Below are 22,775 nucleotides of genomic sequence, written 5' to 3'. Positions count from 1 at the left end.
GACCTGGCGCGAGAGGGGCCTGCCATGACCGACGCCCTGGAACTCGACGCGCTGTGGGAGGACTTCCACCGCGCCGTGAACATGACCTCGCAGGAGCTGGCCGCCTGGCTGCGGGTGCGCGACGCCGACGAGAACGCGGAGCCGCTGCCCGAGCGGGCGGGCAGCCCGACCGGGCAGCACGTCCTCACGATCCTGCAGAAGCGGCGCACCGACCTCACCGACGACGACGTCCGGGTGATGTACCGGGTCGTGGACATCGTCGCCGAGGAGGCGGACGTGGAGAACGAGTCCGAGACGGACGACGCCGAGGCGAAGGAGGCGCGCCGGCGCCACCGCCTGATGACCATCGGCCACGACCCGCTCCGGCCTTAGGGCCTGCCGTACGGGCGATCCGGACGACCCGACCCGGACGCCGGGCCCTGGCCGCCCGGCCCTGGCAGCGCTGCCGGGCCCGGGCGGGCGCCTCAGCCGGCGAGCCGGGACAGCGCCGCCGACACCAGTGTGCGCACGCCCGGCACGAGCACCGACAGGTCCGGTGCGAACAACGGACTGTGGTTTCCGGGCACTGCGGCCACCTTCTCCTTCACGTCCTCCCCCGGCGCCGCCTCCCAGACGGCCGCCGGGGTCGAGGTGACGTACCAGTAGTCGTACGGCACGCCCGGCGGGGCGAGGAGGGAGAAGTCCTCGCTGCCCAGCGCCTGGCCGAAGTCGAACACCGTTCCCGCGCCGAAGAGTTCACCGTGGACGGCGCCGATCTCTGCGTCCAGGAGAGCGTCGTTGACGGTGTTCGGGCAGCCCGGCAGGACGGTCACGTCCGGTGGGAGCGGGCAGCCGGCGGCCGCGCACTCCGCCTCCACCACCCGCCGGATCGCCGCGAGGACGCGCTCGCGGACCCGGGCGTCCCGGGTGCGCACGTTCAGCCCCAGCCGCGCCTCGGCGGGGATGACGTTCGACGTCGTGCCCGCGTGGAACCGGCCCACGGTGAGCACCACGGCCTCGTTCGCCGCGACCTCCCGGGAGACGACGGTCTGCAGCCGGGTCACCGCGTACGCGGCCGTCACGACCGGGTCGACCGTCGACTCGGGCCGCGACCCGTGCCCGCCCACGCCGTGCACGACGACGTCGACGTCGTCCGACGCGGACAGGGTCAGACCGGGGGTGTGCGGGTAGAACCCGGCGAGCCCCGGTGCGACATGCTGGCCGAACAGCGCGTCGGGACGCGGGAAACGCTCGTGGATCCCGTCCGCGACCATCGCCGCCGCGCCGCCTCCCGCCTCCTCCGCGGGCTGGCCGACCACCACCAGCGTCCCGGACCACGTCTCGCGGGCGGCGGCGAGCGCCTCGGCGGCGGCCGCCAGCCAGGTCACGTGCAGATCGTGGCCGCAGGCGTGCATCACCCCGTCGACGTCCGAGGCGTAGGACAGGCCGGTCGCCTCGCTCACCGGGAGCGCGTCCATGTCGCCGCGCAGCCAGACCACCGGCCCGTCGCCGTTCGCGAGGACCCCCACCACGCCGGTCCGCGCCACGCCGTCGGTCACCGCGTACCCGGCGGCCCGCAGCCGCCCGGCGAGCTTCGCCGCGGTGCGGTGTTCACGGAAGGACAGCTCCGGACGGCGGTGCAGATCCCGGTAGAAGTCCGCCAGACCGCCGGGCGGGTCACCGGGGCCGGGCCCCGAGGTGATCTCCCGGGTCAGCCGGGCGACGGCGTCCGCTTCGCGCATACCGCACCCCTCTCCTGCGCCGCCGGCCCCGCTCGCGCCGCCGGTCCTGCGAGAGGCCGCGTTCGGCACGGCGTCTCGCCCTGTCCGAAGCCTAGGCCGAACCGCCGGGGAACGCGGGGGGCGCGGCCCGACCCGATGCCGACAGGGGTCAGACTCCGGCCACCGGCAGGTCGAGCAGGCGGACGACGGTGCGCAGCACGCCGTTGTCGTTGTTGGACGGGGCCAGGTGACGGGCCCGGCGGACGACCTCCGGGTGGGCGCCCTTCATGGCGAAGGACCAGTCGGCGGCGTCCAGCATCTCCAGGTCGTTGAGGTAGTCGCCGAAGACCATGGTCTGGGCCGGGGTGATGCCCAACTCCCGCTGGAGCCGGCGCAGGGCCGCGCCCTTGTGGGCGGTGCGGTTCATGACGTCGACCCAGTGCTCGCCGGAGACCACCACCTGGTGGGTGTCCGCGAAGGACGCGAGCGCCGGGGCGGTGCGCTCCTCGGCGGGACCGAAGTCGAACAGAGCGACCTTGACGATCTCGTCGTCGACGGCGGCGACGTCCTCGACGACCTGGTGGCGGACGTAGTACCGGGCCACCTCGGCCAGGAAGGGCTCGTCGGACCGTTCGACGTAAGCCGACCGCTTCCCGCAGACGACGACGCCCATGTCGACGCCGTCGGCGGCGAGCCGCCGCGCCGCCGCCACGACCCCCGCGACCACGTCCGGGTCCAGGGGGTCGGAGCTCAGCTCCTCGCCGTCGCGCACCACATAGGCGCCGTTCTCCGCGATGAACACCATGCCCTCGGCCACGTCGGCGAACTCCCGGGCCAGGGAGGCGTACTGGCGTCCGCTCGCCGGACTGAACAGCACCCCGCGCTCGCGCAGCCGCGCCAGCACCTCCCACAGCCGCGCCGGGATCCGCTTGTCGTCGTCGAGCAGGGTGCCGTCCATGTCGGTGACGACCAGGCGTATGTCGGCGGCGTCGGCCGACGGCTCGGGGGCGGTCGGACCGGGGACGCGGGTGTAGGGCATGTCGTGCTTCCTGTACGGGAACGGCGGTTTTTCACCCTACCGGGGACAGCGGTGATCATCCGGCGGCACAATGACGGCCAGAGGCCCGCGACTGGGGCCGGGACGTGGGAAGGGGCGGTCACGTGAGCGGGCCGGCACGGCTGGACACCAGCGTGGCGCACAACGCGCGGGTGTGGAACTACTGGATCGGCGGCAAGGACAACTACGAGGTCGACCGCGGGGTCGGCGAGCACGTCGCCGGGATGTTCCCGCTCATCCGGGAGATCGCCCGCGCGGACCGCTGGTTCCTCGGGCAGGCGGTCCGCCACCTCGCCGTGGAGCGCGGGGTGCGGCAGTTCCTCGACATCGGCACCGGACTGCCCACCGCCGACAACACCCACGAGATCGCGCAGCGCGTAGCGCCCGACGCGCGGATCGTGTACGTCGACAACGACCCCATCGTGCTGGCGCACGCCCGCACCCTGCTCACCGGCACCGCCGAGGGCGTCACCGACTACATCGACGCCGACGTGCACGACCCGGCCGCGATCCTCGAACGGGCCGCGGGCACGCTGGACTTCACGCGGCCGGTCGCGGTGATGATGCTGGGCATCCTGAACTTCGTCCTGGACGTGGAGGCGGCCCGCGACATCGTCCGCAAGGTCATGGCCGACGTCCCCTCCGGGAGCTTCCTGGTCCTGACCCACCCCACCCACGACAGCGAGGTGGGCGGCGAGGGCCAGATCCCGGCCATGAAGTTCTGGAACGAGAACGCCAAACCGCCGATCACCGCCCGCAGCGGCCCGGAGATCGCCGCGTTCTTCGACGGACTGGAGCTGCTGGAACCGGGCCTGGTCTCGTGCTCGCGCTGGCGCGGGGAGGCCGACTCCCTCGCGGTGGTGCCGCAGTACGGCGCGGTGGCCGTGAAACCCTGACGCACGCACGGACACGCGCTCCCGCCCCGCCCGGCCGGGCGTGGCGGCCCTCGTCGCACCGCTCGTGGAGGACGTATGACCACCCTCGCCGATCCCGTCCCGGGAGGGCGTCCCGGAGACGTCGAGCGGGCGGGCGCGCTGTCCGGGGAGCTGACCGGGAGGGGCGTCCACGGGATCGTCCTGGCCTACGTCGACACGGCGGGCATCGGCAGGGTGAAGACGGTCCCCACGGCCGCCCTGGCCTCGGCGGCGGCGTGGGGCGTCGGCATGTCGCCGGTGTTCGACACCTTCCTCGCGAACGACGACGTCGTCGCCACGGACGTGCTCGGCTCCCCGGACGGCGACCTGCGCCTCTACCCCGACCTGGACCGGCTGACGGTCCTCGCGGGTCAGCCGGGCTGGGCCTGGGCGCCGGTCGACCGCGTCACGCAGGAGGGCGCACGGCACCCCGGGTGCTCCCGCACCTTCCTGCGGCACGTCGTCGCGGACGCGGCCCGCGACCACGCCCTGCGCTTCCGGACGGCCTTCGAGATCGAGTGGACGGTCGGCCTGGACTCCGCTCCCGACGGAGAGTTCGTCCCGGCGGCCACCGGCCCCGCCTACGGGGCGACCCGGCAGGTCGAGACGAGCGAGTACACCGCCGAGCTGCTCGCCGCGTGCGCGGCGCAGGGCGTCGACGTCGACCAGATCCATCCCGAGTACGCGCCCGGCCAGTTCGAGATCTCGGTGGGCGCCCTCGACCCGGTCGCGGCGGCCGACCGCAGCGTGCTCGTCCGCCAGACGATCCGCGCGGTGTCCCGGCGGCACGGACTGCGGGTCTCCTTCTCCCCCGCGGTCCTCGCGCGGGGCGTCGGCAACGGCGGACACGTCCATCTCTCCGCCTGGCGCGACGGGGTGAACCTGCACACCGGCGGCGAGCGACGGCACGGCATGACGGCCGGCGCGGAGGCCTTCGCGGCGGGCGTCCTCGCCCGGCTGCCGGCTCTCACCGCGGTGACCGCGCCCAGCCCGGCGAGCTATCTGCGCCTCAAGCCCTCCCAGTGGGCGGGGGTGTTCACCGCCTGGGGTCTGGAGACCCGCGAGTGCGCGCTGCGCGTGGTGCGGGGCACCGCGGGCCGGCGCGCCGAGCAGGCGAACCTGGAGGTCAAGCCGGTCGATCTGGCCGCCAACCCGTATCTCGTCCTCGGCTGTCTGATCGCCGCGGGCCTGGCCGGGCTGAAGGCGGGCGCCGTCCTGCCCGAGGAGACGCGCGGGGACCCGGTGCGACTGGGCGTCGAGGAGGCCGCCGCCCGGGGCGTGCGGCGGCTGCCGGCCTCGCTCGCCGAGGCGGTCGCCGCCTTCCGCGACGACGAGGTGCTGCGGGCCGCGCTCGGCCCCGTCCTCGCCGACGCGGTGGCCGCGGTGCGGCAGGGCGAGATCGACGCCGTCGACGGCTTCGACGACGAGCGGGTGGCGGCGGCCTACCGCTGGAAGTACTGACATGGCCGACGGAGCGGTCCACGAGGCGCTGGCCGGGCTGAAGCTGGTGGACCACCACTGCCACGGCGTCGTCGTCGACCCGCTGGACCGGCCCGGGTTCGAGGCCCTGCTCACCGAGGGCGACCGCTGGCCCGGCCTCTCGACCTTCGACACCCCGGCGGGCGTGGCCGTGCGCCGGCACTGCGCGCCGCTGCTCGACCTGGAGCGGCACGCCCCCGCCGACGTCTATGTGGCCCGGCGCGCCGAGCTGGGCGCGCGCGAGGTGAACCGGCGGTTCCTCGCGGCCGCCCGGACCGGCGTGTTCTGCGTCGACACCGGGTTCGCGCCGCACCGCGTCACCACGCCGGCGGAGCTGGCCGCGAGCACGGACGCGGCGGTCGCCCACGAGGTCGTGCGGCTGGAGTCGGTCGCCGAGGCCGTCGTCGCGCGGGGCGTCGACGCGGGCGGCTACGCCGACGCGTTCCGGGCGGCCGCGCTGGACGCGGTACGGCGGCCGGGGGTGATCGCGGTGAAGTCGGTGGCGGCGTACCGCACCGGTTTCCAGCTCGACCCGGCCCGCCCCCGGGACGAGGAGGTCGTCCGGGCCGCCCGGCGCTGGCTGGCGCGCGGCGGACGGCTGGACGAGCCGGTGCTGGTGCGGCACCTGCTGTGGACGGCCGTCGACCTGGGACTGCCCCTGCAGCTGCACACCGGCTTCGGCGACCACGACATCCGCCTGCACCGGGTGGACCCCACACATCTCACGGACTGGCTGCACCTCACGGCGGGCACGATCCCGGTGCTGTTCCTGCACTGCTGGCCCTACCTGCGGCAGGCCGGTTTCCTGGCCGCGGTCTTCGAGCAGGTGTATCTGGACGTGGGGCTCACCCTGCACCACGTCGGTCCCGTGCGAGCGCGGGCGGTCCTGGAGGAGGCGCTGGAGATCACACCGTTCCGCAAACTGCTGTACAGCTCCGACGCCTACGGCCTGGCCGAGTTCTACGGGCTCGGCGCGCTGGCGTTCCGCAGGGGACTGGGCGAGCTGCTCCAGGACCGGGTGGACGCCGACGAGCTGAGCCTGCCCGACGCGCTGCGCCTGGCCCGCTGGACCGCAGCCGACAACGCCCGCCGGGTCTACCGGCTTCCCGACGGACACTGAAAGTATGATCAAGCAATGTCTGACTTGACCGAAACCACGCCGGGTTGGCTGAGCTCCGACGAGCTCGAGATGGCGCGCGCCCGTCTGCCGATCCTGTACGTCGAGGCCGTGCCCGTGCGCGTCGACGACAGCGGCGAAGTCACCAGCGTCGGCCTGCTGTTGCGGATAGGACCGGACGGCAACGTCAACCGGACCCTCGTCTCGGGCCGGGTTCTGCACCACGAGCGCGTCCGGGACGCCCTGCTGCGCCACCTGGAGAAGGACCTCGGACCGGTGGCCCTGCCCCGGGTACCGACCTCGCTCCAGCCGTTCACGGTGGCCGAGTACTTCCCCACCCAGGGCATCACGCCGTACCACGACCCCCGCCAGCACGCGGTGTCGCTGGCCTACATCGTGCCGGTGACCGGCGACTGCCGGCCCCGGCAGGACGCCCTGGACCTGGTGTGGTTCAGCCCGCAGGAGGCGGCGTCGCTCGCGGTGCAGAGCGAGATGCCCGGCGGACACGGCTTCCTGTTGCGTCAGGCCCTGGCCCACGTGGGCCTCTCGGCCTCCTGAACGGCGTGGGTGACCGGCAGGGCGTCGGGCGGGCGGAACGCGTCGCGCTGCCCTCGCAGCGCACGGTCGGCGCGCGGGCGGCGATCGGCGCGGCCGCCCGCCGCCCGTGCACCCTGGTCGTGTGCCGGGGCTGCTGCTGCGGCGTCGCACGCAAGCACCCCGGCTTCGACCACGCCTGGCAGCTGGAGCGGCTGCGCGCGGCCGCGGCTGCGTCGGGCGGCGGCTTCCAGGTCCGCACGACGGACTGCCTCGGCCCCTGCGACCAGGCGAACGTGGTGGTCGTGCAGCCTTCGGCGGACGGGCGCCGGGCCGGCGGCCGGGCCACCTGGGTCGGCTTCGCCATGGACGACGACTGCACGCGGGAGATCCTGGCCTGGGCGACGGCCGGCGGCCCGGGCCTCGCGCCCCCGCCGCCCACGCTGGAGCTGCAGTTCATCAGCCCCCCGCGCGAGGGCCGCGTCCGCCGCCGGTGACGGCGCCCCGCACCGCCCACAACGGTGCCGAGGCCCTTTGACGCCGGCCAACCAGCTTCGTCGGCAACGGAGTTGGGACGTTCCGATCTTGATGGCGTAGGTTGACCGGATGGGGGCGACGACACAACCGCAGATCGAGGAACGCACGCCGCGCAAGGGCGGCGCGGCCCGTTCCTCGGCGCTGATGGCGCTGGGCACGGTGGCGTCCCGGGCGACCGGGCTGATCCGTCAGGTGCTGCAGGCCGCCGCCCTGGGCACCGGCCTGCTGGCCAGCACGTACAACACGGCGAACACCGTGCCGACCAGCCTGTACACCCTGCTGATCGGCGGCGCCCTCAACGCCGTGCTGGTACCGCAGTTGGTGCGCGCCAGGGCCACGCACGCCGACGGAGGGCGGGCGTACGAGCAGCGGCTCATGACCCTCGTCGTGTCCGTCCTCGCGGTGGGGACCGCACTGGCGGTGTGGGCGGCCCCGCTGATCGTCTCGCTGTACCTGCGCGACACCCCGCAGAACCACGAGGCGTACCGGCTCACCGTCGTCTTCGCCCGGTTCCTGCTCCCGCAGATCTTCTTCTACGGCCTGTTCAACGTCTACGGCCAGGTCCTCAACGCCCGTGAGCGGTTCGGCGCGATGACCTGGACCCCGGTCCTCAACAACGTCGTCCTGCTGGGCATGTTCGGCGCCTATCTCGGGCTGATGACCGTGCCGGGGCGGGTGGCGGACATCACCGCGACGCAGGTCCGGCTGCTGGGCGTCGGCACGACGGCCGGCATCGCGGTGCAGGCCCTCGCGCTGGTCCCGTTCGCGCGGGCCGCCGGGTTCCGGCTGCGGCCCCGGTTCGACTGGCGCGGCTCCGGCCTGGGGTCCGGCGTCCACGCGGCGAAGTGGACGCTGTTGCTGGTGCTGACGAACCTCGTCTCGCTCACGGTGGTCACCAACTACGCCAACGCGGTCGACCAGAGGCTGCCGCACGCCGGCGCGGGCTACACGGCGTACACGTACGCGCAGGCCGTCTGGATGCTGCCCCAGTCGGTGGTCACCGTGTCCCTGGTGACCGCGCTGCTGCCCCGGATGAGCCGCGCCGTGGCACAGGGCCGGATCGCGGACGTGCGGGCGGACCTGTCGCGCGGGCTGCGGGTGAGCGGGGTCGTGATCGTGCCGGCCGCCTTCCTCTTCCTGGCGCTCGGTCCGCGCGTCTCGGCCCTGCTGTTCGCGCACGGCGCGGCCGACGCGGCCTCGGCGCAGCCGCTCGGGCACATGCTCCAGGCGTTCGGACTCGGTCTGATCCCGTTCTCGGCCCAGTACCTCCTGCTGCGCGGCTTCTACGCGTTCGAGGACACCCGCACCCCGTTCTTCACGGCGGTCTGGATCGCGGCGCTGAACATCGCCCTGGCCACCGCGTGCCGGCTGCTGCTGCCCGACCGCTGGTCGGTGACGGGAATGGCCGGGGCCTACACCCTGTCCTACCTGGCCGGTCTCGCCCTCACCGCCCGGCTGCTGCGCAGACGGACCGGGGGCCCGCTGGACGACGGCGCGCTGCGCCGCACCTACACCAAGCTGGTGGGCGCTGCGGGAGCGGCCGCCGTCGCGGGGTGGGCGGCGAGCCGGGCCTGCACGGCCCGGCTCGGCGGCGGAACGCTCCCGAACGCCGTCGCCCTCACGGCCGGCCTCCTCACCCTCTGCGTGGTCTACCTCGCCGCGGCACGGCTGGCGAAGGTGGGCGAGCTTCGCGAGCTGCGCCGACTGCGCTGACCCGCAGGCCGTCCCTCGGGGTCCCGCACCGTGCGGAGCACGGCGTAGTCGTACGGAGCACGGCGTAGCCGGGCATGGCGGGGGCTGTCCGGTCGGCCGCGGCGGGCGGATGTCGCCGGGGGCGGACACGACGAAGGCCGTTTCCCCATTACTGTGGAAACGGCCCTCCGACCTGCGGTGAAGCTGGTCGGGACGACAGGATTTGAACCTGCGACCCCTTGACCCCCAGTCAAGTGCGCTACCAAGCTGCGCCACGTCCCGGTGCCCGTCTGACCTGGGGTTTCCCCTGGCCGAACGTGCAGGGAAACAATACCGCACTCGGGTCGATGGTCGCGCACCCGTTTCACCCCGCCCCCGTCGCCGGGACGCCGTCACTCCCCCGGCGGCCGCCCCAGTTCCGGGTACGCCTCCAGCAGGCGGGGCGGCGCCGCCTGCCGCCAGGAGTCGGCGAGGATGGCGCGCAGTTCGTCTTCGTCCTCCAGGGCGGAGAGCCGGGCCCGTACCCAGGCGAAGTGGGCCTCGTGGTCGGCGATCCAGAACTTGCCCGGCTCGGCGAGCGCCAGTTCGTCGCGTTCCTCCTTGGGGCAGCGCACCGCCAGGGAGGTCTCCTCCTCGGGCAGGGTGGCGAACATCTTTCCCGCGACCCGAAAGGTGGGCATGCTCCAGGCGGTCTTCTCCGTGGTGTCCGGCAGGGACAGGGCGATACGGCGTACGTCTTCGGCGTCCGGCATGCCTCGCACGGTAGCGGCCGGCACTGACAGTCACCCGGCGGCGAGGCGTCGGTAGTACAGCGTGGTCGGGCGCAGGGCCCCGGCCGGGTCGGCCGCGTAGTCGGGGATCACGCCGGCCCGGGTCCAGCCGGCCGTGCGGTAGAGGTGTTCGGCGGGGCTGTCGGTCTCGGTGTCCAGGTGCAGCAGGGTGACGCCGCAGGCCGCGGCGGCCCGTTCGGCCGTGGCCAGCAAGGCGCGGCCGAGTCCTCGTCCGCGGGCGTCCCGGTGGACCATCAGCTTGACGAGTTCGGCGCGGTGGCGGCTGTTCGGCTTGTCGGGAAAGGCGAGGCCGACGGTCCCCACGACCCGGTCGCCGTCGTGGGCCGCCCAGACCGCGAGCCGCCCCGCGGCCACCTCCGCCGCCCGGCCGCGCCACCAGCCGACGGCCTCCTCCCGGTCGAGGGTGGCGAGGAAGCCGACCGAGGCTCCGCCGTGCACCGTGTCGAGCAGCAGGCCGGCGAACTCCTCGACGCGGGCGAGGAGTCCGGCGGCGTCCAGCCGGATCGTCGTCATGGCAGCACCACCGCCAGCACGTACCGCGCCTGCGTGTCGCCCAGGCACCGGAAGCGGGTCGGTCCCCACACCCGCAGCCGCAGACAGTCACCGGTCTCCAGGCGCCGCTCGACGTTCTCGGCCGTCACGTCGAGGGCGCCCTCCAGCACCCAGACGTGCTGCTCCAGGCCCGCCACGGGGGGACGGTCGTAGGCGATGTCGGCGCCCGCCGCGAGCCGCCCTTCGACCAGTTCGCCGCGCAGCGCGGGGTGCGGCGGCGACACCGAGCGGCGGACGAACCCGGAGGCCCGGTCCTGCCAGACGGGCTGCTCGCCGGCGCGCACCAGCGGCGCGGGCTCGGCCTCGACCTCGCCGAGCAGCCGGGACATGGTGCGCCCGTACGCGTGGCACAGACGGTTGAGGAGGGCTGCCGTCGGGCTGATCTCCGCTCGCTCGGCGCGCGACAGGGTGGACCGGCTGATCCCGGTCCGCTGCGCCAACTCCCCCAGCGACCAGCCCTGTTCGGCCCGCAGTTCGGCCAGGCGGGCGGCAAGTCGCGCGTCGACGTCGTCCGGCGGCTCAGCCGGCTCCGGTTCGCTTCTCATATCCGGGATGCTATCCCGGATATGAGAAGGCGCGGTTGCCGAACCCTCACACCCGGGCCGCCTCGCCCAGCGCCTGGAGCACCGGCCGGATCAGCGGGTGCCCCTCGGCGCCCCGGCGGACGGCCGCGAAGACGCGCCGGGTCGGCGCCACGCCGTCGACGGGCCGCACCACCACGCCGGCGAGGTCCATGCCGCGCAGCGCCGAGCGCGGCACGAGCGCCACACCCGCGTCCGCCGAGGCCAGCGCGACGACCGCGCGGAAGTCGTCCGAGGAGTGCTCCAGCCGGGGCTGGAAGCCGGCGCTCTCGCAGGCCAGGACGACCACGTCATGGCAGGGGTTGCCGGGGTACGGACCGATCCAGCAGTCCTTGGCCAGTTCGGCGAGGGGGACCTCGGGGGCGTCGGCGAGCCGGTGCGTGACGGGCACCACCGCGTCGAAGGGCTCGGCGTACAGCGGGACGTGCGCGAGACGCGGATCGTCGGCGGCGGGGGCGCCGCGGTACTCGACCGCCACGGCGACGTCGACCTGCCGGTCGAGCACCATGGGCAGGCTGGCGTCGCCCTCGGCGTCCTGGACGCGGATCCGTATCCCCGGCGCGGTCCCGGCGAGCCGGGCCACCGCGGGCGCCACGACCAGGGCGATGCCGGTGGCGAAGGCGGCCACCGTGACCGTGCCGGCCGCGCCGGAGCTGTAGGCGGCCAGCTCGGCCTCGGCCCGCTCCAGCTGGGCCAGGACGGCGTGGGTGTGCCGGAGCAGGATCTCGCCGGCCGGGGTGAGCCGTACGCCCTTCGCGCCGCGCTCGACCAGCCGCTGGCCGGTCTCCTGCTCCAGGGCCGTCAGCTGCTGGGAGACGGCGGACGGGGTGAGGTACAGCGCGGCGGCAGCCGCCGTCACGGTGCGGTGGTCGGCCACCGCACGCAGGATGTGGAGCCGCCGCGCTTCGATCATGGGACCGATTATCGCAATATGTCCGGGCCGCTCGGACCGTCGCCGGTTCAGACCGCCGCCGGCTCCGGCTCCCCCAGTTCCGCGCGCGCCGCGACGAAGGCGTCCACGGCCCGGTTCACGTCGTCCGTGGAGTGCGCGGCGGACAGCTGGACGCGGATGCGCGCCTGTCCCTGGGGGACCACCGGGTACGAGAACCCGATCACGTACACCCCCCGCTCCAGCAGCAGCTCGGCCATCCGGCCCGCCTTCGCCGCGTCGCCGATCATCACCGGGGCGATGGCGTGGTCGCCGGGCAGGACGTCGAAGCCCTCGGCCGTCATGCGGCGGCGGAACAGGGCGGTGTTCTCGGCGAGCCGCACGCGCAGCTCGTCGGCCGACTCCAGCAGGTCGAGGACCTTCAGCGACGCCGCGGCGATGACCGGGGCCAGGGTGTTGGAGAACAGGTACGGGCGCGAGCGCTGGCGCAGCAGGGCGACGATCTCCGCGCGTGCGGCGACATAGCCGCCGGACGCGCCGCCGAGGGCCTTGCCCAGGGTGCCGGTGACGATGTCGACGCGGTCCATGACGCCGTGCAGTTCGGGGGTGCCGCGGCCGCCGGGGCCGACGAAGCCGACGGCGTGCGAGTCGTCGACCATGACCATCGCGTCGTAGCGCTCGGCGAGGTCGCAGATCTCGGCGAGGGGCGCCACGTAGCCGTCCATGGAGAACACGCCGTCGGTGACGACCAGACGGCGGCGCGCGTCGGAGGCGTCCTTCAACTGCCGTTCCAGGTCGGCCAGATCGCGGTTGGCGTAGCGGAAGCGGCGGGCCTTGGACAGTCGGATGCCGTCGATGATGGAGGCGTGGTTGAGGGCGTCGGAGATGACCGCGTCCTCGGGGCCCAGGAGCGTCTCGAAGACACCTCCGTTGGCGTCGAAGCAGGAGGAGTACAGAATCGTGTCCTCCTGGCCGAGGAAGGCCGACAGCCGCGCCTCCAGCTCCTTGTGCACCTCCTGCGTCCCGCAGATGAAGCGCACCGACGCCATGCCGTAGCCCCAGCGGTCGAGGGCCTCGTGGGCGGCGGCGACCACCTCGGGGTGGTCGGCGAGGCCGAGGTAGTTGTTGGCGCAGAAGTTGAGGACCTCGCCGGGGCGGCCGCCCGAGGTGACGGCGACCGTCGCCGACTGCGGGCTGCCGATGACGCGCTCGGGCTTGTGCAGACCGGCGGCGCGGATCTCGTCGAGGGTGGCGCGCAGATCGTCGCGCACGGAGTCGAACATCAGGAAGCTCCTAAGAAACGCAGGAAACGCAGGAAACGCGAGTGACGCGGAAACGCGGGTGTCTTACGCGGTCCAGTCGAGGATGACCTTGCCGCCGCGGCCGCTCGCCGCGTCGGCGAAGGCCGACTCGAAGTCGCGGTAGCCGTACCGGCCGGTGATCACGGGGGCGAGGTCGAGGCCGCCCTCCAGGAGCACCGACATCGCGTACCAGGTCTCGAACATCTCACGGCCGTAGATGCCCTTGATCGTGATCATCGAGGTGACGAGCCGGGCCCAGTCGACCGGGAACTCCTCGGTGGGCAGCCCCAGCATGGCGATCCGGCCGCCGTGCGTCATGTTGGCGATCATGTCGCGCAACGCCTCCGGCCGGCCGGACATCTCCAGACCGATGTCGAAGCCCTCGCGCAGCCCGAGCTCGCGCTGCCCGTCGCCGATGGACGCCTGCGAGACGTTCAGGGCGAGGCTCGCGCCGATCTTGCGGGCCAGCTCCAGCCGCTCCTCGCTGACGTCGGTCACCATGACGTTGCGGGCCCCGGCGTGCCGGGCCACGGCGGCGGCCATCAGCCCGATGGGTCCGGCGCCGGTGATCAGGACGTCCTCGCCGACGAGCGGGAAGGACAGCGCGGTGTGCACGGCGTTGCCGAACGGGTCGAAGATCGCCGCCACGTCGAGGTCCACCGGCGTGCGGTGCACCCACACGTTGGACGCGGGCAGGGCGACGTACTCCGCGAAGGCGCCGTCGCGCCCGACGCCGAGGCCGACGGTGGCCCGGCACAGATGGCGGCGCCCGGCGAGACAGTTGCGGCACTTCCCGCACACGAGGTGTCCTTCGCCGCTGACCCGGTCCCCCACGGCGATGTCGGCGACGTCCCGCCCCGTCTCGACGACCTCGCCGACGAACTCGTGCCCGAGCACCAGCGGCGTGCTGACGGTCTGGCGCGCCCAGCCGTCCCAGGACCGGATGTGCAGGTCGGTGCCGCAGATGCCGGTGCGCAGCACCTTGATCAGCACATCGCCGGGGCCGACGGCGGGCTCCGGGACGTCCGCGAGCCACAGCCCGGGTTCCGCCTTCTCCTTGACCAGCGCCTTCAACGCAACGGCTCCTGTGGTGAGGGCCCGGGCGCGAACAGGCCGAAGGGCCCCGCAACCGGGAAGAGGTGTGGATTCGCCCAGCAATCTGCCGCACGCGGCCCGGCCAGGTCCATCGAGCTTTTCTTAAGCGCCGCCACAGCTCTGCTTCACACGAGTGGCTTCGCTCCCGGACGGGCTTCTCGCACACCACGGTGGGGCGTGTCACCCTGGACCGCAACCCGCACCGCGCCGACCGGCTGACCGGCCGGTCAGGGCGACCGACCGCGCACCGACCGACGCGCGCCGACCGATGGGGAGCCACCGATGACGACAGCACGGGATCTGATGATCGTCGCGTTGGACGTGCCGCCCGTACGCGAGGTCGGACAGGGGGATCTGTCGCTCGCCCTGGCGGGCGCGGAGGCGGTCGACCTGGTCAGGGCGGGGTCGTTCGTCCTGGACGGCGATCTGGTGGTGCCCGGGCCGCCGACGGCGCCGCAGGACCCCCTGCTGGCCGAGGCGGAGTCCTCGCTCGTGCGGACGGAGCCCTACGAGTCGGTCGAGAACTGGCTGTGGCGCCGGGGCCGCGGTCTGGCGGCCGCCTACGCCGCCCGGCTCGCGGCGGACGGACTCGTCGCCCGGCCGCGCGGCCGGCTGCTGGGCGCCCGGCCGGCGCCGGCCGTGCCCGTCGACTCGCCGGCCCGTCGGCGCGCCACCGCCCGCTGGGCTTCGGACGAGCCGGTCCTCGCCACGCTGGCCGTGTCCGTCGGTCTGCGCGAGGAGCCGGCCGAGGGGTTCCCTGGGACGCTGGACGACACGGTCGAGACGCTGCTGGCGACGGCCGGCGACGCGCTGGCGGAACTGGAGGCCGTGCGGCGCCGACGGGCCGTCGAGGACGCGGCCTTCGACAACATGTGGCAGGCCCTCTGACGCGGCCGGGTCCGCCCGCCCGGGGTCCTGGAGCTCCGGGCGGCGCCCGCCGCGCTCACGGCGCGGTCCCCTCGCGCTCCCTGCGCTGGAGCCGGCCCGCGAGGTCGGCGGCCGTGGCCTTGATGGTCTCCAGACCTGCCCGGCCCCAGGGCCGGGGCATGAGGTCCGCGACGCACACCGTGCCCAGCACCATGCCGGTCGAGTCGACGAGCGGAGCGCCGAGGTAGCTGCGGATGCCGTACTCGTCGACGACCGGGTTGCCCGCGAAGCGCGGGTAGTCCGCCACGTCCTCCAGCACCAGCGCCTTGCGCCGCACCACGACGTGCGGGCAGTAGCCGTACTGCCGGGGCAGCCGCCGCCCCACCTCGGGCTTGCCGCCCCGGGCGGCCCGGCCGCCCTGCGGGGTGTGCAGGCCGGCGAAGAACTGCTGTTCCTCGTCGAGGAAGTTGACCATGGCATACGCCGATCCGGCCATCTCGGCGAGGCGGTCCGCGAAGACGTCCAGGGCGGCCTCCGGCCATGCGCCGAGGCCCAGATGGCGCAGCCTGCGCGCCCGGGCGGGAGCCTCCTTGTCCTCCGGCGTGAGCAGCAGACGACCGGCCGGGCGCGGCGGGTCGTAGCTCATGGCCGGGCTCCGGCGCTGTGGACGTACGTCATTTGCGGCTCCGGGGGCGTGGGGTGCGGGCGTCACATGTGGGCGCCGCGGCTCGGCTGGGGTGCGGCCGGCGCATGGGCGATGAGGTGCTTGACGAGGGTGAGCAGGGTCTGGACTCCGGAGGCGGAGATCCGCGCGTCGCAGCGCACGACGGGGACGGACGGGTCCAGGTCGATGGCGGCGCGCACCTCCTCGGGGTCGTAGCGGTGGGATCCGTCGAACTCGTTGACGGCGATGATGAAGGCGAGTCCGCGTTCCTCGAAGAAGTCGACGGCGGCGAAGCACTCCTCCAGGCGGCGGGTGTCGGTGAGGATGACCGCGCCGAGGGCGCCCTCGGAGAGCTCGTCCCACATGAACCAGAACCGTTCCTGGCCGGGGGTGCCGAACAGGTAGAGCACGTGCCGGGGGTCGAGGGTGATGCGGCCGAAGTCCATGGCGACGGTCGTCTCGACCTTGTTCTCGATGCCGTCGAGGTTGTCGGTGGCGGCGCTGACGGTGGTGAGCAGCTCCTCGGTGCTGAGCGGCGCGATCTCGCTGACGGCGCCGACGAAGGTCGTCTTGCCGACCCCGAACCCGCCCGCGACCAGGATCTTGAGCGCGGTGGGAAAAGGGTCGGGGTCGGCGTCGTCGTGTCCTGCGTAGGCGCGGCTGTCGCCGTACCTGTCGTGGTGGTCGCGGTCAGAGCTGTCGTCGTAGTCCATCGAGCACTGCCTCCAGTAGGGCCCGGTCGGTGGGGGTGTGGTGGAACTCGGGGGGCTTGGTGGTCAGCGCCCCGCAGTCGAGGAGGTCGGACAGCAGCACCTTGGTGACCGCCGCCGGCAGCCTCAGATGGGCCGCGATCTCGGCGACCGACACCGGCGCGCGGGTCAGATCGAGCGCCTGGGCGTGTTCCGGGCCGAGATAGCCGAGGGGGGTCGCCCCGGTGGCCCTCACCTGTGACATGAGATCGAGGGCGACGCTGGGCCTGGTCCGGCCGTTGCTGACCGTGAACGGGCGCACCAGCCGTCCGGCCGCGTCGTCGAGCCAGGGCCCGTCGCCGGCCGCCGCCACGCTCAAGGTCCCATCACCGACGGTTCGGCGTGCTGCCGGGGCGCGGTCATCAGATACGGCCGGACGCTCTTCACCAGCATCGACATCTCGTACCCGAGCACGGCCGCGTCGGCCTCGCGTCCGGCGAGCACCGCCAGACACGTGCCGGAGCCCGCGGTGGTGACGAACAGCAGCGTCGAGTCGAGTTCGACGACGACCTGCCGGACGTCCCCGCCGTCGCCGAACCGGACGCCGGCGCTGCGGCCGAGGGAGTACAGGCCGGAGGCCAGCGCCGCCATGTGGTCGGCGCTGTCGGGGTCCAGGCCGTGGACCGACTTCACGAGCCCGTCGCAGGAGAGCAGCACCGCGCTCGTGGTGTGCGGTACGCGCTGCACGAGGCCGCTCATCAGCCAGTCGAGATCGGATACATGGCCGGTCGGCGCATCGCTCGCCATGGTGGATCGACTCCTTGGGGTCTGAAGGTTCGCGGGAGCGCTGGGGGTGGGGGTGGGGGTGCTCGCGGTGGTCATCCGGCTGGTGCGCTCCCGTCGTGCCGGGCGGTGGTCTGATCGGGACCGGGCTGGTCCCGTGCGTCGCGGGCGCCGTACGCGTCGGGCGGCGCGGCCGTGTGCGCGGGGCGTGGGGCGGATATTCCGGTCCGGTGCCGGGAAGCCGCGTCGCCGGGGGGCGGCAGGGGCGGCAGGGGCCGGATGCCTTCCGGAGCGCCGGCCGGGGCGTCGTCCCCGCCGGGGAGGCCGTGCCGGAAGGCGACCGCCTCCGGGCGGCGGGCCGGTCCCGGCTGGTCCGACGGGCGGAACGACGGCGATTCCAGGGCCCACGAGGACGAGGACGAGGACGAGGGCGAGGTCGAGGTCGGCGTCGGCGTCGGCGTCGAGGTAAGAGTCTGAGTCGGCGTCGGCGTCGGCGTCGGCGTCGGCGTCGAGGGGTACGCCGCCTGCGGGGGGACCGGCAGGGCCGGGGCGGGGTGCGGGGACGGCTCCACGACGTCCGTTTCCAGGCTCTGCTGGGCCTCCGCCAGGCCGATGCCACGCTGGAAGGCCGCCATCAGACCGGGGTCGTGACTCGCGGGCGGTCCGGCGTCCTGACGCGGCGCCGGACCGCCGCGCAGCTGGGGCACGAGGTGCTCCTGCGCCCGGCGGCGCGGCAGTTGGGGCTTGCCCATGGTGCCGCGCACGGGGCCGACGCGCGGGGTGGGCGCGAGGCCCGCGTGCTCCTCGACGGCGGGCCGGTCGCCGTGCCGGATGCCGGGGGCGGCCTCGGCCGGGTTGGGCCGTGTCTCACGAGCGCCGCGGACGGGCAGCGGCGTCGGCCGACGGCCGTGCGCGGGCCGCGGGTCCGCCGGCCGCGGGCCGGGCTCGGCAGGGCCGGTGGCATCCTGCGTCCGCGACGGGAGCGGCGGCGGGCCCCCGGCGGCGACGGTCCCGGGCTGTGACCCGGCGGGCGACGGTCCGGCGGCGGAGGCGTTCCGGGCCGGGTCGCCGGGTCCGCCGGACGGCTCCGGCGGCGGGGTCTGCGACGCGTGGGCGACGCCGAGCGGGCGACCGGCGCCGTCGCTGGCGTCCCGCATCCGCGCCGGTTCCGCCTCCGAGGCGCCGGCGGCCGGAGGCCGGCCCGCTCCGTCGGTGTCCCCGGCGCGGCCGGGCACGGGCAGGTCGCCCGCGTGCGGGTGCGCCTGGCCCGGGTGGTGGCCCGTGCCGGTGTGCCGCGGCAGGTGCGCGCTCACGGGGTCGGGGACGCGGCCGCCCTCCGGCGCGGCATGCGCGCCGGTCGGCCGGGGCCGGGGGGCCGGCGGCAGGGTCGGCCGGCCGGGGACGGCGGCGAGCGGACTCGTGGCGGGCGCGAGGGGCAGGCCGGCGCCGTCGGTGTCCGGCCCCCGGGACACGCCCCCCGGGAGGCCGGGCGCGGAGCCCAGCAGCGCCTGCGGGACGACGAGGACGGCCTGGACGCCGCCGTAGATGTTGCTCTGCAGCCGGACCCGGATGCCGTGCCGCCGGGCCAGCTGGGAGACGACGAAGAGGCCGATCCGGCCGTCGGCGAGCAGCCGGCCGACGTTCACCTGGTCGGGGTCGGCGAGCAGCGCGTTCATCCGGCTCGTCTCCTCGGCGGGCAGACCGAGCCCGCGGTCCTCGACCTCGACGGCGAGCCCCGACGTGACGAGGTTGGCGCGCAGCAGCACCTGGGTGTGCGGAGCGGAGAACACCGTGGCGTTCTCGACCAGTTCGGCGAGCAGGTGGATGACGTCGGCGACGGCGTGGCCGCGCAGTTCGCCGTCGACGGGCGGCACGAGTTTCACCCGCGAGTACTGCTCGACCTCGGCGATCGCGGACCGCAGTACCTCGGTCATGGAGACCGGGTGGCTCCACTGCCGGCGCGAGACGGCCCCGCCGAGGACGGCGAGGTTCTCGGCGTGGCGGCGGATGCGGGTGGCGAGGTGGTCGACGTGGAAGAGGCCCTTGAGCAGGTCGGGGTCCTCGATCTCGTTCTCCAGCTCGTCGAGGATGGAGATCTCGCGGTGCACGAGTGACTGAAGGCGCCGGGCGAGGTTGACGAACACCTCGAGCTTCTGTTCGCTGCCGGTCTGGCTGGACAGCTGCGCGGCCTGCACGACGGCGCTGACGGCTCCGTCGTGGGCGCGGGCGAGGTCGGCGGCGAGCAGCTCGAAGTCGTCGGCGTCGGCGGGCGGACCGCCGCGCGTCCTGCGCGCGGGCGGGACCTCGCCGCGGCGCAACGCCTCGATCACGCCGAGCAGCTCGGCCTCGCCGCGCGCGCTGCTCCGGCGCAGGGCGGCGACGCGGTCGCTGACGCAGCGGGCGGCGCGGTCGGCGGCCACGGCGGCGATCACGATGCCGACGCCGGTCACCGCGATCGCGCCGGCGATGACCGCCCACAGGGTCGGTCCGGGCCGGATGCCGGAGGAGCGCACGGTGAACAGCACGACCGCGCAGGCGCTGAGGGCGACGGCGGTCGGGGGCAGCACGGCGAGCCGCAGCAGCTGGGGCCGTATGGGTGTCTCGGCCGGCGCCAGTGCGATGCGGGGGGCCGGCCGCCCGTGCCGCCCGCCCTCACGGCGGTCTGCGCGTGCGGCGGGTGCGCGGAGGTGAGACATCGGTGTCCTCGTACTGGTCCGTCGAGCCGGATCGTCGGTCGCGGAGCCGAGGAATTCGGCCCGGTGTCGCCCAACGGCCACTCACAGTAGTCGGCAACCCATCATGTGCGGTGGGCAGTTGACAAAGTCCCGCACACTGCGTCCCGCTCTGGTATGAGGCCTCGCACGGCAGACCGATAAGCCCGCACACTCCCGGGCGCAACGAGGAAAGATCTCGATCAGAGCTGGTCAGAGGCAGTCACGAAAAGACCGTGCGGGCGGGGAGCTCTGCGCTCCCGGCCCGCACGGTCGAACGCCCGCCTGTCCGCTCAGCCCGCCACAACGGCCTCCGGCGCCTCGCCGTCCTCGGTGGCGCCCCGCGAGACGTCACTCTCGGTATCGGCTTTGGCCCTGACTTCGGCGTCGTCCAGCGACTGCCAGCCGTCGACCGGGGCGCGCGCCGCACCGCGCCACCACGGTTCGCCCGGGACCGTCTCCGCAGCGGGCTCGAAGGGCTCCCCGGGACGCGGCAGGGCGACCCGCGCCCCGGCCCCACGGCCGGCGGCCAGCGTGCCCTCGCCCGGGTCGGTCCACGCGTGCGTGGCGAGGTTGAAGGTGGCCCAGTGGATGGGCAGCATCACCCCGCCGGGACCGCCCTGCAGGTCGAGATGGGCCCGCATGCCCTCTTCGGGAGTCATGTGGATGTCGGGCCAGAACTCCGAGAACGCACCGATCTGGATCATCGTCGCGTCGAACGGGCCGTGTGCGGCGCCGATCTCCTTGAAGCCGTCGAAGTAGCCGGTGTCGCCGCTGTGGTAGATCCGGTGTTCCGCGCCGGCGACGACCCAGGACGCCCACAGGGTGTGCTGGGTGTTGCGCAGTCCGCGGCCGCAGAAGTGGCGGGCCGGCGTGGCGGTCAGGGTGAGCCCGCCGACCTTCGTCTCCTCGTGCCAGTCCAGCTCGCGCAGCCGGTCGGCGGACACACCCCAGTGCTCCAGGTGGGCGCCGACGCCGAGCGGCACGGCGAACAGGGTGTCCGTGCCGGCCAGCGCCTTGATCGTCGGCAGGTCCAGATGGTCGTAGTGGTCGTGCGAGATGACCACGACGTCGACCGGACCCAGCGCGGCCAGCGGCAGCGGGACCGGGTGCAGCCGCTTGGGGCCGGCGAAGGGGAACGGCGAACAGCGCTCGCCCCAGACGGGGTCGAACAGGACGCGCTGTCCGTCGATCTCCGCGAGCACGCTGGAGTGCCCCATCCAGGTCACCCTGAGACCGGTGGCGGGCGGCTTGGCGAGATCGGCGAGGGTGGTGGCGTGCACCGGCACGGTGCCCACGGGGGCGCGACGGGGGCGCTGCTCCTTGTCCAGGAAGACCTTGGCGAAGTCGAGCGCGGAGCCCGAGGGGCGGGTCCGCGCCGAACCGCCGGGGTTCACGAAGACCCCGTCCTTGTAGTGGGGCGATCTACGGATGCGCGCCAGGCGCTCACCGCTGGGATCCGCGCCGAAGGCCTCGGGCTGCAGAGCGCGGAGCCCGGAGCTCAGGGAACGGAAACCGGACACGGTACCTCCAGGTGGAGTCGCTGAGGCGTTCCATTATGGTCGCCCCCTCCGACAACGCGTTGACAGGCCTCGTCCCGCCTCCCGATACTGACCCACCGTTCAGTACCACCCCGGTCGAGGAGCCCAGCCCACCCCGGGACCCGGGTCGCGCTCCAGGGGCTCGGCACCATGGGCGGAGCCACGGCGCGCTTCCTCACGCGCGCGGGGCTGACGGTCGTGGCCGTGGCCGACGTCAAGGGCACCATCGCCAACCCCGACGGACTCGACGTGGAGGCGCTGCTCGCCGCCCGGGACGCCCACGGCGCCGTGGACCGGGCCGCTCTGCGCCCCGGCGACCGCGAGCTGCCGGGCCACGCCTGGCTGTCGGCGGAGGCGGAGGTGCTCGTCCCAGCGGCCGTGTCCGCCCCCAGGGCTCCCTGCCGACGCCGAGGGCCACGGATAGGGTGACCGGGTGGCGAGGGTCCGGTTGAGCGTGGCCGAGCGGCGCGAGGAGCTGCTGCGGGCGGCCATCGAGCAGATCGAGGCGCGGGGCGTGGCGGCGGTCAGGATCGCCGACGTCGCCGCGGCCCTCGGCGTGAGCAACGCGCTGGTGCTCTACCACTTCTCGACGAAGGAACGGCTGGTCGCCGAGGCGTTCGCCCGCGCGGCCCAGGACGATCTGGCGCACCTGCGCAAGCTGGTCGGCCGCCGCACGACGGCGCTGCGCCGGCTGCGCGCGGCCGTGCGCTGGTACGCGCCCACGGGGCAGGCCAAGGGCTGGCGGCTGTGGATCGAGGGCTGGGCCGTGTCACTGCGCGAGCCCGCGCTGCGGGAGGTGGCCCGCGATCTCGACCAGGAGTGGAAGGCCGCGCTCGTCGGGGTGATCGCGGAGGGCGTGGCCGCGGGCGAGTTCCCGTGCCCGGACCCGGCCGGCACGGCCCTGCGCCTGACGGCCCTCCTGGACGGGCTCGCCGTACAGCTGACGTCCTACGAGGGCGCGGTGCCCCGGGCCCGGGCGCAGGAGTGGGTCGACGAGGCGCTGGACCGCGAACTGGGCCTGGCGCCCGGCACGCCGGTCGCCCGGGAGCGCTGAACGTCCGGGAGGGCTGGTCGACCGCTCATCGCTCGCCGCTCGACAGCTCGCAGCTCATCGCTCATCGCTCACTGTTCGACCGCCCGCCGCCCGACCGGCAGCCGGTCCCCGGGCGGTGCGCGGCCCGGCAGCCGGTTCCCGGGCGGTGCGCGGCCCGGCAGCCGGTCCCAGGCGGCGCGCCGGGCAGCCGGCCCCGGGCGGGCAGCCGGTCCCGGTCGGTGCGCGGC

23 protein-coding genes, 1 tRNA gene and 1 pseudogene are annotated in these 22,775 nt (G+C 74.3%); 10 read left to right on the top strand and 15 right to left on the bottom strand.

Annotation, left to right across the window (positions count from 1 at the left end):
• Positions 1–24 precede the first annotated feature (24 nt).
• Positions 25–372, top strand: coding sequence for a DUF3140 domain-containing protein (locus ACFVYK_RS30160; protein WP_389779483.1), 348 nt, complete (start codon positions 25–27; stop codon positions 370–372).
• Positions 373–464: 92 nt separating this feature from the next.
• Here the strand turns inward: ACFVYK_RS30160 and ACFVYK_RS30155 are convergent, their stop codons facing one another.
• Together ACFVYK_RS30155 and ACFVYK_RS30150 are read right to left on the bottom strand one after the other, a co-directional pair.
• A complete protein-coding gene (locus ACFVYK_RS30155; protein ID WP_389779482.1) occupies positions 465–1,721 on the bottom strand; it encodes an amidohydrolase in 1,257 nt (418 codons plus the stop codon).
• A gap of 148 nt (positions 1,722–1,869) precedes the next feature.
• On the bottom strand, positions 1,870–2,739 hold the full coding sequence (locus ACFVYK_RS30150) for a Cof-type HAD-IIB family hydrolase (RefSeq protein ID WP_389779481.1): 870 nt from the start codon (positions 2,737–2,739) through the stop codon (positions 1,870–1,872).
• A 122-nt stretch (positions 2,740–2,861) separates the two neighbouring features.
• Between ACFVYK_RS30150 and ACFVYK_RS30145 the strand changes: the two genes are divergently transcribed.
• The 6 genes from ACFVYK_RS30145 (at position 2,862) to murJ (ending at position 9,051) form a co-directional block, all read left to right on the top strand.
• A complete protein-coding gene (locus tag ACFVYK_RS30145) occupies positions 2,862–3,653 on the top strand; it encodes an SAM-dependent methyltransferase (protein ID WP_389779479.1) in 792 nt (263 codons plus the stop codon).
• Positions 3,654–3,728: 75 nt separating this feature from the next.
• Positions 3,729–5,132, top strand: a complete 1,404-nt coding sequence (locus ACFVYK_RS30140; protein ID WP_389779477.1) for a glutamine synthetase — start codon at positions 3,729–3,731, stop codon at positions 5,130–5,132.
• Between the two features lies 1 nt (position 5,133).
• On the top strand, positions 5,134–6,270 hold the full coding sequence (locus ACFVYK_RS30135) for an amidohydrolase family protein (protein ID WP_389779475.1): 1,137 nt from the start codon (positions 5,134–5,136) through the stop codon (positions 6,268–6,270).
• Between the two features lie 15 nt (positions 6,271–6,285).
• A complete protein-coding gene (locus tag ACFVYK_RS30130; protein ID WP_389779473.1) occupies positions 6,286–6,825 on the top strand; it encodes an NUDIX hydrolase family protein in 540 nt (179 codons plus the stop codon).
• Between the two features lie 83 nt (positions 6,826–6,908).
• Complete coding sequence (locus tag ACFVYK_RS30125; RefSeq protein WP_389779509.1) at positions 6,909–7,298, top strand: (2Fe-2S) ferredoxin domain-containing protein; 390 nt, start codon at positions 6,909–6,911, stop codon at positions 7,296–7,298.
• Positions 7,299–7,407: 109 nt separating this feature from the next.
• Positions 7,408–9,051 carry a murein biosynthesis integral membrane protein MurJ gene (gene murJ / locus ACFVYK_RS30120; protein ID WP_389779471.1) on the top strand — a complete coding sequence of 548 codons (1,644 nt, stop codon included), beginning with the start codon at positions 7,408–7,410 and terminating at the stop codon, positions 9,049–9,051.
• Between the two features lie 184 nt (positions 9,052–9,235).
• On the opposite strand, the gene ACFVYK_RS30115 is transcribed toward murJ, so the two are convergent.
• The 7 genes from ACFVYK_RS30115 to tdh form a co-directional block, all read right to left on the bottom strand.
• A tRNA-Pro gene (locus tag ACFVYK_RS30115) sits at positions 9,236–9,312 on the bottom strand.
• Positions 9,313–9,422: 110 nt separating this feature from the next.
• Positions 9,423–9,782 (bottom strand): MmcQ/YjbR family DNA-binding protein, encoded by a 360-nt coding sequence (locus ACFVYK_RS30110; RefSeq protein WP_389779469.1) that lies wholly within the window; start codon positions 9,780–9,782, stop codon positions 9,423–9,425.
• Positions 9,783–9,812: 30 nt separating this feature from the next.
• The gene (locus ACFVYK_RS30105; protein WP_389779467.1) at positions 9,813–10,334 is read right to left on the bottom strand and encodes a GNAT family N-acetyltransferase; all 522 of its coding nucleotides are present in this window, start codon (positions 10,332–10,334) and stop codon (positions 9,813–9,815) included.
• Positions 10,331–10,918 (bottom strand): helix-turn-helix domain-containing protein, encoded by a 588-nt coding sequence (locus ACFVYK_RS30100; protein WP_389779465.1) that lies wholly within the window; start codon positions 10,916–10,918, stop codon positions 10,331–10,333. Before ACFVYK_RS30100 ends, ACFVYK_RS30105 begins: the two co-directional genes overlap by 4 nt.
• Positions 10,919–10,964: 46 nt before the next feature.
• Positions 10,965–11,867 carry a LysR family transcriptional regulator gene (locus tag ACFVYK_RS30095; protein WP_389779463.1) on the bottom strand — a complete coding sequence of 301 codons (903 nt, stop codon included), beginning with the start codon at positions 11,865–11,867 and terminating at the stop codon, positions 10,965–10,967.
• A 47-nt stretch (positions 11,868–11,914) separates the two neighbouring features.
• Complete coding sequence (locus tag ACFVYK_RS30090) at positions 11,915–13,126, bottom strand: glycine C-acetyltransferase (RefSeq protein WP_389779461.1); 1,212 nt, start codon at positions 13,124–13,126, stop codon at positions 11,915–11,917.
• A gap of 63 nt (positions 13,127–13,189) precedes the next feature.
• Complete coding sequence (tdh, locus tag ACFVYK_RS30085; RefSeq protein WP_389779460.1) at positions 13,190–14,218, bottom strand: L-threonine 3-dehydrogenase; 1,029 nt, start codon at positions 14,216–14,218, stop codon at positions 13,190–13,192.
• A 303-nt stretch (positions 14,219–14,521) separates the two neighbouring features.
• On the opposite strand from tdh, the gene ACFVYK_RS30080 reads away from it, so the two are divergent.
• The gene (locus ACFVYK_RS30080; protein ID WP_389779458.1) at positions 14,522–15,127 is read left to right on the top strand and encodes a GPP34 family phosphoprotein; all 606 of its coding nucleotides are present in this window, start codon (positions 14,522–14,524) and stop codon (positions 15,125–15,127) included.
• A gap of 55 nt (positions 15,128–15,182) precedes the next feature.
• Here the strand turns inward: ACFVYK_RS30080 and ACFVYK_RS30075 are convergent, their stop codons facing one another.
• The 6 genes from ACFVYK_RS30075 to ACFVYK_RS30050 all read right to left on the bottom strand — a co-directional run bounded on the left by ACFVYK_RS30075 (position 15,183) and on the right by ACFVYK_RS30050 (position 21,476).
• The gene (locus tag ACFVYK_RS30075) at positions 15,183–15,752 is read right to left on the bottom strand and encodes a GAF domain-containing protein (protein ID WP_389779456.1); all 570 of its coding nucleotides are present in this window, start codon (positions 15,750–15,752) and stop codon (positions 15,183–15,185) included.
• 62 nt (positions 15,753–15,814) lie between these two features.
• A complete protein-coding gene (locus ACFVYK_RS30070; RefSeq protein WP_389779455.1) occupies positions 15,815–16,483 on the bottom strand; it encodes an ATP/GTP-binding protein in 669 nt (222 codons plus the stop codon).
• Positions 16,461–16,832 carry a DUF742 domain-containing protein gene (locus tag ACFVYK_RS30065; RefSeq protein ID WP_389779508.1) on the bottom strand — a complete coding sequence of 124 codons (372 nt, stop codon included), beginning with the start codon at positions 16,830–16,832 and terminating at the stop codon, positions 16,461–16,463. Before ACFVYK_RS30065 ends, ACFVYK_RS30070 begins: the two co-directional genes overlap by 23 nt.
• 2 nt (positions 16,833–16,834) lie before the next feature.
• A complete protein-coding gene (locus tag ACFVYK_RS30060) occupies positions 16,835–17,266 on the bottom strand; it encodes a roadblock/LC7 domain-containing protein (protein WP_109004254.1) in 432 nt (143 codons plus the stop codon).
• 71 nt (positions 17,267–17,337) lie between these two features.
• Positions 17,338–19,938, bottom strand: a complete 2,601-nt coding sequence (locus tag ACFVYK_RS30055; protein ID WP_389779454.1) for an ATP-binding protein — start codon at positions 19,936–19,938, stop codon at positions 17,338–17,340.
• 308 nt (positions 19,939–20,246) lie between these two features.
• Complete coding sequence (locus ACFVYK_RS30050; protein ID WP_389779452.1) at positions 20,247–21,476, bottom strand: MBL fold metallo-hydrolase; 1,230 nt, start codon at positions 21,474–21,476, stop codon at positions 20,247–20,249.
• Positions 21,477–21,605: 129 nt separating this feature from the next.
• Between ACFVYK_RS30050 and ACFVYK_RS30045 the strand changes: the two are divergent.
• Together ACFVYK_RS30045 and ACFVYK_RS30040 are read left to right on the top strand one after the other, a co-directional pair.
• A pseudogene (locus tag ACFVYK_RS30045) lies at positions 21,606–21,878 on the top strand (glutamate dehydrogenase); the annotation flags it as partial.
• Positions 21,879–21,927: 49 nt separating this feature from the next.
• Positions 21,928–22,548 (top strand): TetR/AcrR family transcriptional regulator, encoded by a 621-nt coding sequence (locus ACFVYK_RS30040; RefSeq protein WP_389779450.1) that lies wholly within the window; start codon positions 21,928–21,930, stop codon positions 22,546–22,548.
• Positions 22,549–22,775: the final 227 nt, after the last annotated feature.

Source organism: Streptomyces sp. NPDC058291 (genome assembly GCF_042880855.1).
Lineage (GTDB): Bacteria > Actinomycetota > Actinomycetes > Streptomycetales > Streptomycetaceae > Streptomyces.
Note: the sequence above shows the minus strand (reverse complement) of the source record. Positions and strands in the feature narration are given on the sequence as shown.